Annotated in this window: 9 protein-coding genes and 1 pseudogene; 9 read left to right on the top strand and 1 reads right to left on the bottom strand. The window is 65.7% G+C overall.

What is annotated here, in order from left to right; genetic code table 11:
- The first annotated feature begins 9 nt into the window (after positions 1-9).
- The 9 genes and pseudogenes from ACREXZ_RS06915 to ACREXZ_RS06875 form a co-directional block, all read left to right on the top strand.
- A complete protein-coding gene (locus ACREXZ_RS06915; RefSeq protein ID WP_431763290.1) occupies positions 10-549 on the top strand; it encodes a GNAT family N-acetyltransferase in 540 nt (179 codons plus the stop codon).
- A 181-nt stretch (positions 550-730) separates the two neighbouring features.
- Positions 731-2,263, top strand: a complete 1,533-nt coding sequence (locus tag ACREXZ_RS06910; protein ID WP_431763364.1) for a hypothetical protein — start codon at positions 731-733, stop codon at positions 2,261-2,263.
- 44 nt (positions 2,264-2,307) lie between these two features.
- Complete coding sequence (locus ACREXZ_RS06905; protein ID WP_431763363.1) at positions 2,308-3,573, top strand: glycosyltransferase family 4 protein; 1,266 nt, start codon at positions 2,308-2,310, stop codon at positions 3,571-3,573.
- The gene (locus ACREXZ_RS06900) at positions 3,570-4,724 is read left to right on the top strand and encodes a glycosyltransferase family 4 protein (protein WP_431763289.1); all 1,155 of its coding nucleotides are present in this window, start codon (positions 3,570-3,572) and stop codon (positions 4,722-4,724) included. Before ACREXZ_RS06905 ends, ACREXZ_RS06900 begins: the two co-directional genes overlap by 4 nt.
- A 23-nt stretch (positions 4,725-4,747) precedes the next feature.
- On the top strand, positions 4,748-7,183 hold the full coding sequence (locus tag ACREXZ_RS06895) for a hypothetical protein (protein ID WP_431763288.1): 2,436 nt from the start codon (positions 4,748-4,750) through the stop codon (positions 7,181-7,183).
- A 15-nt stretch (positions 7,184-7,198) separates the two neighbouring features.
- Complete coding sequence (locus tag ACREXZ_RS06890; protein WP_431763287.1) at positions 7,199-8,329, top strand: glycosyltransferase family 4 protein; 1,131 nt, start codon at positions 7,199-7,201, stop codon at positions 8,327-8,329.
- Between the two features lie 229 nt (positions 8,330-8,558).
- Positions 8,559-12,200 (top strand): filamentous hemagglutinin N-terminal domain-containing protein, encoded by a 3,642-nt coding sequence (locus ACREXZ_RS06885; RefSeq protein WP_431763286.1) that lies wholly within the window; start codon positions 8,559-8,561, stop codon positions 12,198-12,200.
- Positions 12,201-12,297: 97 nt separating this feature from the next.
- Positions 12,298-12,858, top strand: a complete 561-nt coding sequence (locus ACREXZ_RS06880) for a hypothetical protein (protein ID WP_431763285.1) — start codon at positions 12,298-12,300, stop codon at positions 12,856-12,858.
- A gap of 123 nt (positions 12,859-12,981) precedes the next feature.
- Positions 12,982-13,206 (top strand): annotated as a pseudogene (locus ACREXZ_RS06875) (ShlB/FhaC/HecB family hemolysin secretion/activation protein); the annotation flags it as partial.
- Between the two features lie 55 nt (positions 13,207-13,261).
- Here the strand turns inward: ACREXZ_RS06875 and ACREXZ_RS06870 are convergent.
- Positions 13,262-14,722: an oligosaccharide flippase family protein gene (locus ACREXZ_RS06870; RefSeq protein WP_431763284.1), complete on the bottom strand. Its 1,461-nt coding sequence runs from the start codon at positions 14,720-14,722 to the stop codon at positions 13,262-13,264.
- Positions 14,723-14,735: the final 13 nt, after the last annotated feature.

Here is a 14,735-nt window from a genome sequence, read left to right as displayed (position 1 = left end):
GAAGGGGCAATGAACTGGAAAACACTGGAGTTCGATCAACTCACCGCGCGGGAGATGTACCTGATCCTGCGGGCGCGCAGCGCGGTGTTCGTGGTCGAACAGTCGCACGTCTGCCTCGACGCGGACGGGCACGACGACACTGCGCTGCACGTGTTCGCGGTCGACGACATGTCGCGTCCGATGCCCGTGCTTGCCTACGCGCGCATCAAGCCCGGCGACGCCGAAGATCCCGAAGTGATGATCGACAAGGTGCTGACGAGTCCGATGCGACGCGGCGACGGCACCGCAGAAATGCTGATCGAACGCGTGCTGCATGCGATCGCCGAGTGCTGGCCGGGGCGCGTTGCGCGCGTGTCGGCGCCGGTGGGACTACGCGGTTTCTACGAGCAGTTCGGCTTTCGCAAGAGCGAAGGCCCGTTCCTCGAGCACGGCGTACCGTTCATCGGACTTACGCGCCATCCACACGGCGCGCAGCCGCGCTTTGCCGGCCTGCGCCGCGAGCGCGACGCAGCCGGAGCAACGCTCGTCAGTACCTTCGAACTACTGTGACGGCGTCTGCTGCTTGCCGCATACGCCATTGCGTGCGTAGCGGCACGGCCGCCGTTCGCATCCCGCCCGGACCCGACCGACGATGAATACGCCTTCCACCTGGCTGCACGGGCCTTTGCCACGCTCATCTGCTGCGCCGTCCTCCGCGCTTCGTTCTCCGCACGAGGCTCGCGTGTCTGGCATGCCTGCGCCGCATCAGGCACCCATCGCCGCACGGCCCGCACGACGTGCCACGTCGTCCGGTCTGCGGCACCCGCTGCGTCTGCCGCTCGCGTTCTTCGGCGTGACGATGCTGCTGATCCTCGCGCATCAGGGCCGCGTGATCGAAATGTTCTATCCGGTCGGCGCGTTCGCGATCGCCGCGTGGTTCTACTGGCGTTCGCCCGCGCATTACCTCGGCTTCGTGTGCTGGCTGTTTTTTCTGTCGCCGGAGGTGCGGCGTCTCGCGGACTTCATGAACGGCTCGTTCAACCCGCAAAGCCCGGTGATGATCGCGTCGATGCTCGCGGTCGCGCTGTCGGGCCTGTCGCTGATCAAGCACGCCCACGTGCTGGGCCAGCGTCGTGCGGCGCCGCTCGTGCTGATCGTGCTCGCGCTGTTCTATGCGTACATCGTCGGGATGACGCGCGCGGGTCCCGCGGCCGCGACGTTCACGCTCGTCAACTGGCTGTTTCCGGTGCTGATCGGGTTCCGTCTCGTCGTGACGTGGCGCGACTATCCGCTGTATCACCGCGTGCTGCTGAAAACCTTCACGTACGGCGGCTTCGTGATGGGCGCGTACGGCGTGATCCAGTACGTGTCGCCGCCGCCGTGGGATGCGTTCTGGCTGCTCGCGTCGCAGATGGAATCGGAAGGACACCCGGTGCCGTTCGCGATGCGCGTGAGCAGCACGATGAATTCGTCGGGCGCGTACGCGACGACGATCATGGTCGTGCTGCTGATGCTGCTTGCCGCGCCCGGCAAAACGAAAATGCTGACCGGGCTCGTTGCGATTCCGTCGTTGCTGTTCACGTCGGTGCGCGGCGCGTGGGGCGGTTTTGTCGTCGGATTGCTGTACCCGCTCGCGATGCTCGACGGCCGCAGCCGGATGCGGATGATCGCGGGGCTGCTCGGCTTCGCGATGCTGTGCGCGCCGGTCGCGATGATCGGCGACGTGTCCGACAAGATCATGCAACGCTTCGATTCGCTGTCGAACCTCGGCAAGGACGACAGCTACCAGGTGCGCGCGCAGTTCTACCGCAACTTCCTGTCGGTCGCGCTGACCGACATCGCAGGCCAGGGACTCGGCACGACCGGCCTCGGCACGAAGCTCGCGGACAACTCGGCGCAGCTGAACGTCGTGTTCGACAGTGGCCTGATGGAAGTGCCGTTCGTGATGGGCTGGCCCGGCACGCTGCTCTATACGACCGGCATCCTGATGCTGATGTGGCGCGCGTTTCGCGCGAGCCTGTCGCGTTCGAGAGACCGCTTCGCGATTTCCGGCGTCGGCGTCGCGCTCGCGATCTTCGCGATGATGGTGTTCGTCAATACGCTGGTCGCGCTGCCCGGCATGTTTTTCTTTATCGGAGTGATCATGCCGGCGATCGGTCAGCGTTACGCGCGCGAGATGCGCGCAGCACAGCAGCGTCAGCGGGTGGCGACAGTCTCTGGCGCAGAGGTCTCGCCTGCGAGTGGCGTGCCAGCGATGCGTGCAATGCGGGAGGTGCGACGATGAACGCACCGATGACTCCATCAGTCGATTCATCCGCTAACGCGCCGCTGCGCATCCTGATCGTCACGCACGTCGTCACGAACAACGATGGTCAGGGGCGCGTCAACTACGAGATCGCACGGGCCGCGCTCGCGGCTGGGCATCGCGTGACGTTGCTCGCATCGAAGGCCGCGCCTGAACTCGTCGCACATCCGCTCGCGCGTTTCGTGCCGATCGAACCGAGCCGGCTGCCGACGCGCCTTGTGCAGTATCAACTGTTCGCCGCGCGCAGCGGTGCGTGGATCCGTGCGCATCGCGACGAATTCGACGTCGTGCACGTGAACGGCTTCATCGCGTGGGCGCGCGCCGACGTCAACGCGGTGCACTTCGTCCACGACGGCTGGTATCGCTGCGGCTTCTATCCGTTCCGTCTGCTGCGCGGCCCGTACGACGCCTACCAGGTGATCTACACACAGCTGAACGCGTGGTGCGAACGCTGGGCGTTCCGTCGCGCGGACACGATCGTGCCGGTCTCGGAGAAGGTCGCGCAGGAAGTACGCGCGCTCGGCATCGATCGTGCGCGACTGCGCGTGATCCATAACGGCGTCGACGTCGATGAATTCGCGCCTGGCGAATTCGGAGCATCAGGTCAGGCACAGCGAGCGCGCTTTGGTCTGCCGGAGGGGCGGTTCCTGCTGCTGTTCGCAGGCGATCTGCGCGTGTCGCGCAAGAACCTCGACACGGTATTGCGCGCGTTGATGCTGACGCCGCCGCACGTGCATCTGGTCGTCGCGGGCATTCTGCGCAATAGCCCGTACCCGGCGCTCGCGGCGTCGCTCGGGCTCGCGGAGCGCGTGCATTTCACCGATCTCGTGAAGGACATGCCAGCGCTGATGCGCGCGGTCGACGCGTTCGTGTTTCCGTCTCGCTATGAAGCGATGAGCCTCGTGCTGCTCGAAGCGCTCGCGGCGGCGTTACCAGTCGTCACCGCGCGCACTGCGGGCGGCGCGGAAGTGATCGGCCCCGACTGCGGCGTGGTGCTCGATCATCCGGACGACGACGTCGCGCTCGCCGCGGCGATCCGCGGACTCGCCGACGATCCGGCACGTGCGCTCAGGATGGGCGCCGCGGCGCGCGAGCTCGCACGCACGCTTAGCTGGCAGACGATGGCCGGGCGCTATCTCGCGCTGTATGCGCAGGTCGCGGCGCGGCGTCGTGCTCGTGCCGGCACCGGTGCTTCGGCGGAGGCGGATGCAGGTGCAGCCGGGCATAGCGTCGCTGCAAACGATGCAGCGCGCACAACAGCGCACGACACCGCGGCGGCAGAATCATGAGCGGCACGATCGATTCATTGCAGATCGGCATGCACTGGTTCGGCGAGAAGCCGGGCGGGCTCGACCGCATGTTCAAGGCGCTCGTCGATTCGCTGCCCGCTCAGGGCGTCAACGTGCGCGGCATGGTTGCCGGCAGCCCCGGTGTGCTCGAAGCGTCGGGCGGCCTCGTGCATCCGTTCGCGGCGGCCCAGGAGCGGCTCGGCACGCGGTTGTGGCAGGCGCGTGTCCGCTCACAGGAGTTGAAGCAGGCGCGCGTGCCGGACGTCGTCGCGACGCATTTCGCGTTATATGCCGCGTCGACCACGGGCGTGTTCGGCGGCGTGCCGCGGGTCGTGCATTTTCATGGTCCGTGGGCCGACGAGTCTGGCGCGGAGGGGCGCGGCGCACTGTCGCGGATGATGCGTCGCTCGCTCGAGCGCTTCGTGTATCGCGGCGGCACGCGCCACATCGTGCTGTCGCATGCATTCGCGGAGATCCTGCACACGCAGTATGGCGTCGATGAAGGGCGGATCCGCATCGTGCCGGGTTGTGTCGACGTGGACCGCTTCGATCGCGGCGTATCGAAGCGCAGCGCGCGCAAGCGGCTTGGCGCGCCGCAGGACCGGCCGCTGCTGTTCTGCGTGCGCCGTCTCGTGTCGCGGATGGGGCTCGAGGATCTGATCGATGCGCTCTTCGTCGTGCGCCGCGCGGTGCCCGACGTGCTGCTCGTGATCGCCGGCAAGGGGCCGCTCGAAGCGCAGCTGCAGGCGCGCATCGTTGCACGCGGGCTCGACGCGCACGTGCGGCTCGCGGGCTTCGTGCCCGACGACGCGCTGCCGCTGTGGTACGCGGCCGCCGACGTCACCGTAGTGCCGACCGTCTCGCTCGAAGGCTTCGGTCTCACGACGATCGAATCGCTCGCGGCCGGCACACCGGTGCTCGTGACACCGGTCGGCGGACTGCCCGAGGCCGTGGCGCCGCTGTCCGAGGACCTCGTGCTGCCGTCGGGCGGGTTTCACGCGCTCGGCGGCGGGATTGCCGATGCGCTGCTCGGCCGGCGCGCGCTGCCTTCGTCCGCTGCGTGCCGCGCGTATGCGCGCGCGCATTTCGATCATCCTGTCGTCGCCGCGCAGGTCGCCGAGGTCTATCGCGAAGCGATAGCCGCGTTCTAACGCACACGTTCCGGACGACGATCATGCTGCCCCGTTCGCGCACACGCCGGCTCTTCGAGTGGCTCGTCGTTGCGGCGGTGCTGATGCTGCCGGTCGCGGCCGCGCTCGTCGCACTCGATCCAGGCGTCACGGTCGTGCCGCAGACGGTGGTGCGGACCGAGGCACGGACCGACACTGCTGCCCGCGCCGCGCAGGCACTCCCTGCCGCGCAACCCGTCGCGTTGTCGCCGCGGTCCGCGCTGTCGTACCGCACGTCGTGGGTCGGCAATACGTGGGGCTATGCGAACCGTCGCTGGATGCAGATCGACGTCGAAGCGATCGCCGTCGCGCCATCCGGCGACGTGTTCACCAACGCGCTGTGGGACGAGGGCGGCGGCGAACTTGGCCACTACTGCGACGGTCAGCTGCTCGGCTACGGCGGCGGCTCGCACGGTTGGGGGATGCTCGGCGGCGATGCGATCGCGGTCAACGACCGCTACGTGTTCGCCGCACAGGTCGTCGAGAGCATCGGCACTGCGCTCGCGGCGGTGAAGAACCTGCCGCCCGAGGGCGTGCGCTGGTATGGCGTGACACGCCGCAGCCGCGAGGACTTCACGCAGGGTGTGCCGTTCGTCGGCGCGATGTTCTGGCCGGGCACGTCGCTCGCGTTCCGGTTGATCGCGCAGTCGCCGGATCGCGAGGACGGCGCGATCCGCGGTCTCGCCGCGGACAACCGCAACCTGTTCGTGTCGAACCCGCTCGCGAACCGCGTCGAGATCTTCGATGCGGAGTCGATGCAACCGGCCGGCGGCTTCGCGGTGCGCGACCCGGGCAAGCTCGCGCTCGCGCCGGACGGCTCGCTGTGGATCATCGAGCGCGGCCGCACAGACGGTGCGCGCAGCGTCGTCCACCATGCGCGCAACGGAAGGCGTCTCGCCGAACTCACTCTGCCCGCGGATGCGGTGCCGGTCGACGTCACGCTCGATGCCCGCGGCCGTCTGCTGGTGGCCGACAACGGCCCGCGTCAGCAGGTGCTGATTTTTAGCGCGGGTGCGCCAACTTCGTCCACGTCCGACGCCAACGTTAGTCTCAACCGCAATCCCAATCCGAGCCGCGACGACATGACCGCATCGATGCAGCTGACCGCGACGCTTGGCGAATCCGGTGGCCTCTATGCGGGCCGCCGAGGAGCGACAGGGCCGCTGCGCTTCAACGGGCTGACCGGTGTCGGCGTCGATCGCGCGGGCAACGTCTACGTGTCGATGAACGGCATCGGGCCGCGAGCCCGCGCGGGCAGTCCGGGTCCCGGCAACGGCGACGGCGCGGTGCTCGAGAGCTACACGCCCGACGGGCGGCAGCGCTTCAGTCTGCAGGGACTGCTGTTCGTCGACGGTGCGCAGTTCGTCGATGGCGATCCACCGTCCGTGTACAGCGGCAGCAAACGCTTCGCGCTCGACCTGTCGCGTGCTCCAGGCAGTGAATGGTCGTACGCGGGCTATACCGTCGACCGTTTCCGCTATCCGTACGACCCGTTCCTGCATCTGAAGCAGGGGCAGCGCGGCACGCCGATCGTGCGCGACGTCGACGGGCACCGGCTGATGTTCACGCTCGACATGGTGTCGTCATATCTACGCATCTATCGCTTTGCCGCGCACAGCGAGACGGCGATTCCGTCGGGTCTGTTCGCGCCATCGCACATCGACGGCGCGTGGCCGCCGAACCAGCCGACGCGCGGCGAATGGATCTGGCGCGACACGGCGGGCAAGGGCCGCTTCGCCGCCAGTGATTTCAATCAACCCGACAGCGGCGCGGAGGGTCCGCACCTGACCGGCTGGTGGGTCGATACGCGCGGCGACGTGTGGCAGGGCACGGTCGCGGAAGGTATCCGGCGTTTTCCGCTGCAGGGTTTCGACGCGAGCGGCAACCCGGTGTACCGCTACGCATCGATGCAGCGCTTCGCGATGCCCGCGCCGTTCACGCGCATCACGCGGCTCATCTACGACGCGTCGGCGGACACGATGTTCGTCGCGGGCTCCACTGCCGCGCGGCCGTTCATCGAGCACAACTGGAACAGCGCGAGTTCGACGCTCGCGCGCTACGACCACTGGCTGTCCGGCAAACCCGCGCTGCGCTACACGATCGACCTGCCGGACCACGGGCCGCCCGACGTGCAGGGCATCAACGGCATTGCCGCAGCCGGCGACTATCTGTTCGCCGTCGAAACGATGACCGGCATCGTGCGCGTCTACGACCGCGACACGGGCCACGACGTCGGACGCCTCGCGCCGGGTCCGGAAGTCGGCGACGCGAGCGGCATGATCGACGAGTCGATGCCGATCACCGCGCACCGTCTGCCGGATGGCGAGATCCTCGTGTTCGTCGAAGAGGACTGGCACGGCAAGGCGCTGATGTACCGCTTCACGCCGCCCGCGCGTCCGCTCGCGGTGGCCTCTCTTCTATCCGATCGAGCTTTCCACTGAATTCAGCGTGCCACCATGAAAATCGTCCACCTCGCCAATGAAGTGAACAACGCCGGCAACGGCATCGTCAACATGATGGTCGATCTCGCGTGCACGCAGGCGCAGGCCGGCCACGACGTGACGGTCGCGACGTCGGGCGGCGCATTCGAAATGCTGCTCGCGCGATACGGCGTGTGCCACATGCGACTGGCGCAGTCGCGCAGCGTCGTGAAGCTGCCGTCGATGATCGCGGGCTTCAACCGGCTGCTCTCGCAGTGCGACCCCGACGTCGTGCACGCGCACATGATGACGGGTGCGTTGATCGCGCGCTTCGGCACGCTGCGCCGCCGCTATGCGCTGATCACGACGGTTCACAACGAGTTTCAGCGCAGCGCGTCGCTGATGCGCTTTGGCGATCGCGTGGTCGCGGTGAGCCGCGCAGTGGCCGACTCGATGGCGAAACGCGGCGTGCCGCGCGAACGGCTCGCGGTGGTGCGCAACGGCACGATCGGCACGCCGCGTTTCGCGGACCTGCCGCTGGCCTCGGCAGTTTCGCCGCAGCTTGCGCATCCGGCTATCGTCACGGTGGCGGGCATGTATCGCCGCAAGGGCATTCAGGATCTGCTGCGCGCGTTTGCGCGGCTCACCGGACGGTTTCCCGACGCGGTGCTGTATCTGGTCGGCGACGGGCCCGACCGCGCGGAAATGGAAACGCTCGCGCAGGAGCTGGGCATTGCGGCGCGGACGCGTTTCACCGGTTTCGTCGCGAATCCACGCGCGCATCTGGCCGAGTGCGACGTGTTCGTGCTCGCGTCGCATCGCGAGCCCGGTGGCCTGGTGCTGTGCGAGGCACGCGAGGCCGGTTGCGCGATCGTCGCGACGCGGGTCGACGGCAACCCCGAGATGCTCGACGACGGCGAGGCCGGTCTGCTCGTGCCGCCCGCGAACCCCGAGGCGCTCGCCGATGCGATCGAACTGCTGCTGACCGATCGCGCGGCACGCGCGGCGCTCGTCGCACGCGCGCGGCACGGTATCGGCACGTTCCACGTGCGGCACGTGTGCGAGGCGTATATGGCGATCTATGAACAGGCGCTCGAGACGGTGCGCCCAGGCAGCGTGAAAGCACGGCCGGCGACGGACGTGGTGGCGGATGGGGTGGGGCGCTGAGGTTGGTCGAGTCAACGTGAGTCGCTGGCGCAGTAGCTTGAGCATGGAAGAGATGCAGCGGCGGTTGCCGGTGCATCTCTTCAACGCTTCGATGCCCGAAATGCTATGCAGTGAATCACCAATCGTCAAATCGATGTAATTGCTGTTCACCGAGTTTGCATTTCTTAAATGTGCCAGTGCTGAATTGCCATAGCGTGTGAGTTGTCGTCTTCGACTCATATAAACATAAATGAACACACGCTGCTTTCGACTGGTGTATTCGAAGCTCCGGGGTATGGTCGTCGCGGTTCAGGAAACAGCAACTGCGACAGGAAAATCGCATAGCGGTGAATCGGTCGCGCGCACGGGGGTACGTGCGCATGCGTGCATTTTCCTGTTCTCGTGGCGGGGCATCGCGCTGGCTGCTGCGATGCTGGCGGGAACGGTACCGACGTTGTCGCTTGCGCAGATCACAGGCGCGGGCGCGCATGCGCCGTCAGTCATCCAGACGCGGAATGGCACGCCACAGGTTGACATCACGAAGCCGTCGGGTGCTGGCGTATCCGTGAATACGTACAACCAGTTCGATGTAACGAAGGCGGGCGCGATCCTCAACAATTCGCCCACCCTCGTCGGCACGAAACAGGCCGGGCAGATCAACGGCAATCGGAATTTCGATCCAGGCCAGTCGGCGCGGATCATTCTCAACCAGGTTAACAGCAGCTCGCCGAGCCAGTTGCGCGGTTACGTCGAGGTGGCAGGCAATCGTGCCGAAGTCGTGATCGCCAACTCGTCCGGCATCGTGGTGGACGGCGGCGGCTTTATCAACACGTCGCGCGGAATTTTGACGACGGGTCGTCCCCTCTATGGCGCGGACGGATCGCTTACGGGCTTCAACGTCACAGGCGGCAACATCGCCGTGCAGGGCGCGGGACTGAAGGCGTCCGACATCGACCAGGTCGACCTGGTCGCGCGCGCGGTACAGGCGAACGCGGCGATTCACGCGAAGAACCTCAACGTCGTGACCGGCGCGAATCAGGTCAACCACGACACGCTTGCCACGCAGGTGATTCAGGGTGATGGTCCCGCGCCGGGCGTGTCGATCGACGTGGCGCAGCTGGGCGGCATGTACGCGAACCGTATTGTGCTGCTCGGCACCGAGAACGGTGTGGGTGTCTCGAACGCGGGCACCATCGGCGCGGAGGCAGCGGGCCTGACGCTGACCACCCAGGGCAAACTGATCCTGACCGGCAGGACGAACGCGAGCGGCAACATCGCCATCGATGCACGCGATGGCATCGAGAACAGCGGTACAACGTATGCGCAGCAATCGGTGTCCGCCAGTACCCGCGGTACGCTGACGAACAGCAGTACGTTCTCAGCCCAGCAGAATCTCGACGTGCATGCTGGCGCGGTGAATTCGACCGGCTCGTTCGGCGCAGGGGTGAACAACGATGGTGTCGTCACCGAGAGTGGCGACCTGAACGTCACGGCAGCGGGCCAGCTTGTGGCGACAGGGCGTAATGTCGCGGGCAGCAACGCGGCGATTTCGGGCGGCAGCGTCAATCTCGCGGGCAGCACGACGGCGGCGACCGGCGCCCTCACGCTGAACGCGAACACGGGCGATCTGAATCTTTCCAGTGCGACCACGAGTGCGCACGGAGCCGTGAAAGCCGGCGCCTCGGGTGCGGTCATCAACGATCACGGCAAGCTGTCGGGCGGCAGTGGCGTGACGCTGGAGGTCGGCCGTGTCTCGAACCAGGGCGGAGAGATTTCGGCGCAAGGCCCGTTGTTCGTGAAGTCATCCGGTCAGATCGCCAATCAGGGTGGCGAACTGGTGTCGCAGGGTACGACGGAAATACACGGCGGCGCGATCCTCAATCAGCAGGGCACGATTCAGAGCGCCGCGAAGATGACTGTCACCGGTGCGTCGCTGGACAACTCGGGCGGTCGCGTTACGTCGCTTAATCGTGACGGCCTGTCGGTCACGACGGACGGCCAGCTCACCAATGCGGCCGGCACGACGGCCAACGGTGCGCAGGGCGGCCTGATCGCCGGCAACGGTGACGTGACCGTGCACAGCGGGACCGTCGTCAATCGCGGGATGGTCGACGCCAAAGCGAATCTGCACGTGACCGGGCAATCGGTCGACAACGGCGGCGGATCGCTCAAGGCCGCGCAGAATGCGACGATCGATGCGGGCGCACGCCTCGCCAATGCGGGCGGCACGATCGTCGGCCACACGGCGACCGTGAACGGAACGATGCTCGACAACAGTTCAGGGACCGTGCAGGCGGACCAGCTGTCGCTGAACGGGACCGACCTGATCAATCACGGCGGGACGATCACGCAGACCGGGACCGATGTGATGGCCGTGAACGTCAGCGGCACGCTCGACAACTCCAGCGGCGGCACGCTCGAGACAAAAAGCACGGACCTCGCGCTCACCTCCGCTACGCTCCTGAACAATGGCGGCACGATCACGCATGCGGGCAACGGCACGCTGACGCTCGGCTCCGGTACCGGATCGATTTCAGATATTCACGGCAAGATCGTTAGCAACGGACAAACGGTTATCCATACCGGCGCTGTCGATAACACGGGCGGTGCGATTTCCGGCAAGACCGGTCTGACTGCGACGGCAAGCGGTGTACTGAATAATTCGAATGGCAGGCTGTCGTCGGACACGGCGCTCAGCCTGACCAGCGGCTCGTTGAAGAATGATGGCGGTTCGATCAGCGCGATTTCGAACGCGACGATCCACAGCGGCTCGCTGACGAACCGCGGTGGTTCGATTGTCGCGCCGAACCTGACGGCGACGATTGCCCGCACGCTCGACAACAGTGGCGGCAAGATCGAAGCGAACCAGCTTGCGCTGACGGCCACGGACCTGACGAACCACGCCGGCACGATCACGCAATATGGCGTATCGCCAATCGCGGTCAATGTGAGCGGCACGCTCGACAACTCGGGCGGCGGTGTCCTTCAAACGAACAGCACGGACCTGACGCTCACGCCCGCCGAATTGAATAATGCCGGCGGCACGATTACCCATAGCGGCACGGGTACGCTGACGATTACGCCGGGTGCAGGGGCCAGCGCGCTGAACAATGCGTCGGGAACCATCGTCACCAAGGGACAGGCCGTCGTCAAGGCGGGTACCCGCAGTGGTATCAGTGGCGGCGCAATCAGGATCACCGATCAGACCGGGCAGCAGCAGCTTACCGGCAAGACGGCTGATGAGACGGTCGCTAGTGTCAACCGGGATACGTCGAACACGGGCGGCGCGCTCGCGCCGATTTTTGACGAGGACAAGATTCAGGCCGGGTTCGATATCGCGAGTCAGTTCGTCAATCAGCTGGGTACGTTTGTAACGAACCGTGCGGCGGAAGCGGATGCTGCAAAGAAGGCAGCGAACAATCCGGACCTGACACCGGAACAGCGTGCAGCTGCGCAGCAGCAGGCCGACCAGCTGAATGAGCAGTGGGGTCCCAGCGGAACCTATCGCCAGGTGTTGACGGCGTTGTCGGTAGCCGCTGGCGGTAATGTGACGGGCGGCGCGGGTCAGCTAGCGCAGAACGCGACGGTTGCGTACCTGCAGGAGTTGAGCGCGAATGGCGTCAAGCAGATTGCTGACGGTCTGAAGGACGAGACGGCGCGCGCTGCGCTCCATGCGATCGTCGGTTGCGCAGGCGCGGCAGCGAGCAGCCAGAGCTGCGGGGCGGGTGCGATGGGCGCGGCCACCAGTTCGGTGCTTGGTAGTTTGCTCAACGCGTCCACGCGCCTCAGTGCGGTCGCGTATGACCTCTTTGCCGGCACGCCCGTCTACAAGCCGGACGGATTCCCGACCGCTCGCGTGATGGTCGGCTTTCAGGTAACCACGCAGTTTTAAGCAGGGGGTTTGTGTAGTGAGAGACTGGCAGTTTCTGATTCTGATAACTGGTTAGTAATACTTGACATTTAAGGGGTAGGTAATACATAGATTCCAATTGTTTCCGGCGAGTCTGATTGCTTCGGCGGTCCTGCTGGCGGGATGTGGTGGCGGTGGCAACAATGGCAAGGGAAGCGCGACAGGAACGCCCGAACAGTCGGACCCCGCTGCGCAATCGGAAGCGTTCTCGTGCCCAGCCGACTATAAGAAGCTACAAATCACGGGTAGCTCGATCCCGAACGCGAATCTGTCGATGGTTTCGGATGATGGTGTAGCAACGCTGACGATCAAGACGCCCGCAAGTGTCACTACCAGCGATCTGACCGTGTGTCTGGGCAAGCCCAATCCGGTGCCTGCCGGTGTGAAGGCGGATTACGTCTACGAAGTGAAGGCTCAAGGAAATCTTCGAAGTATGGTGTCATCGACGCTGACCTTGAACTTCACGACGAATGTCGTTCCCACACAGAGCCCGCCGGTCATTGAACTGGCGGAGGTGTCGGGCGGAACCGTGACCTATAAGCCGTTGATCCAGGGGGCTGCGTATTCGGCCCGGCCGAACTATAGTCTGGCCGCGAACGCACAGGACCCCGGATTGTACGTGGTGCGCCTGACGAAGTGATGACGCGATGCTGACTGGAGCATACCCATACTCCTCCACAACCATGCATTACTGGACGAGCGCGGGGGTGCTCCGGCCACTACGCCCGAAGGAAGAAAGAAAGTAGGTGCCGCCCCGCACAAGGGGCAGACCTTTTACGCCGCCCTTGATTATGGCCGCGTGTGTGGGCCGAATGTAATCAACCTCGTCGGTACGCAACTGGCGGGGACGGTTGTCGGCCTGCAGGGCAATGCTTCGACCCGCGTCGGTGCGGTCGCCTATGACCTCTTCGCCGGCCCCCCAGTCTACAAGCCGTCCGCATTTCCGACCGCCCGCATGACGGTCGGCTTCCGGTTGACCGCACAGTTCCAGAGGCGACAGACCACCCGAGCCAACGGCAAGTGCAGACAACCCTTCGGCCCTATCAGCCAGCCCGCAACGCAAGCCTTCCCCACACCCGCCGCAGCAGATCCCGCAGCATCGCCGACTCATACAGCGACCACGCGAGATTCGCGGCGACCAGCAGCCACGCGGCAGCGATCATCGAAGGCACGCGCGACAGCTCGCTCGCGAGCGCGACCGCCACGCCGAGGAACGCGATGTGCGCGAGCATGTTGCCCGCGATCGTGCGCAGATGCAGCTGTGCGAAATAGAGGAACGCGGCGTAATCGCACAGCGACTTGATCACGACCACCACGGCCGCGCCCATCACACCGAACAGGTGAATCCCGAGCCACAACCCGCCGGCGAAGAACGGCAGCTGAATCCAGCTGACGCGCGCGACCTGTGCCGGATGCGACTGCGCCTGGATCAGGATGCCGAGGATGCTCGATTGCCCCGCGAGCCACACGCCGACAATCAGCACGCGGCCGAACGGCGCCGACATCGTCGCCATATGTTCGCCGAGCCACACGTGCAGGAACGGTTGCAACGCGAATACCGCGACGATCACGCACGGCGTAAACACGCCGTTCAGCAGCGCGAGCGCGCTGCGTGCGAGTTCGTCGGCATCTTCGCGCGTCGATGCGGACAGCCGCGGAAACAGCGTGCGCAGCATTGCGCCAGGCAGGATATTCAGCCGCGTCACGAGGTTCTGCGGCGTCACGTAGTACGCGACGAAGCGCGCACCGAGCAGTGCGCCGATGAGCACGCGATCCAGCGTCTGCGCGATCATCCCCGCGCCGCTGAAGAGCAGTTGCCAGCGGCCGTAGCGGAACAGCGCGACGACCGTCGGCCAGTCGGGCTTGCGCACGCGGCGGATCCGCAGCGCGCGGAACGTCGCGATGCCGAGCACCACACCCGCGAGGATCCGCGCGCAAACCGCGGCCGGAATCACCACCGCTAACGACGGCGAGAAGCACCAGATCGCGCCGAGTGGCACGAGCTGGAATAGCAGCGTGCCGATCGTCTGGCTGGTGCTGAAGCTCGCGAAGCGCTCGACCGCGGCGATCGCACCGGCGAACACCCACGTGACGTTCGCGAGCGGCACCGCGGCCGCGATCCACGGCAGGCTCGCGATCACTTCGCGCTGGAACTGCGGATCGACCTTCGTGCCGTGCGTCACGTACAGGTACGCGGCGAAATAGATGATCGCGCCGCCGATCACGCCGCTCACGAAGTTCAGCGAGCACGCGCTCCAGAAGATGCGTTCGACGGAATCGTCGGTGGCGTCGCGCACGCGGGCAATCGAGTTTTCGGTGGCGATGCTGGTGCCGAGTTCGAGCACGCTGAAATAGCCGATCAGCGCCCACACCAGGTTGAGCACACCGTAGCGTTCGACACCCAACGAGTGCAGGTATGCGGGGACGGTCGCGAGCGAAATGAAGACCGGCACGACCGAGCCGACGAAGTTGATGGCGATGTTCTTGACGATCCGTTTTTCCATGAGAGGCCAGAGA

The organism is Paraburkholderia sp. (assembly GCF_050742655.1).
GTDB lineage: Bacteria > Pseudomonadota > Gammaproteobacteria > Burkholderiales > Burkholderiaceae > Paraburkholderia.
The sequence above is the reverse complement of the archived record's forward strand: the minus strand, read 5'-3'. Positions and strand labels throughout refer to the sequence as shown.

What these genes read in the sequence shown, in the direction of transcription:
- ACREXZ_RS06895 (WP_431763288.1), top strand. Translation starts at nt 4,748, where the DNA reads ATGCTGCCCCGTTCGCGCACACGCCGGCTCTTCGAGTGGCTCGTCGTT.
- ACREXZ_RS06900 (WP_431763289.1), top strand. Translation starts at nt 3,570, where the DNA reads ATGAGCGGCACGATCGATTCATTGCAGATCGGCATGCACTGGTTCGGC.
- ACREXZ_RS06870 (WP_431763284.1), bottom strand. Translation starts at nt 14,722, where the DNA reads ATGGAAAAACGGATCGTCAAGAACATCGCCATCAACTTCGTCGGCTCG.
- ACREXZ_RS06890 (WP_431763287.1), top strand. Translation starts at nt 7,199, where the DNA reads ATGAAAATCGTCCACCTCGCCAATGAAGTGAACAACGCCGGCAACGGC.
- ACREXZ_RS06915 (WP_431763290.1), top strand. Translation starts at nt 10, where the DNA reads ATGAACTGGAAAACACTGGAGTTCGATCAACTCACCGCGCGGGAGATG.
- ACREXZ_RS06885 (WP_431763286.1), top strand. Translation starts at nt 8,559, where the DNA reads ATGAACACACGCTGCTTTCGACTGGTGTATTCGAAGCTCCGGGGTATG.
- ACREXZ_RS06910 (WP_431763364.1), top strand. Translation starts at nt 731, where the DNA reads ATGCCTGCGCCGCATCAGGCACCCATCGCCGCACGGCCCGCACGACGT.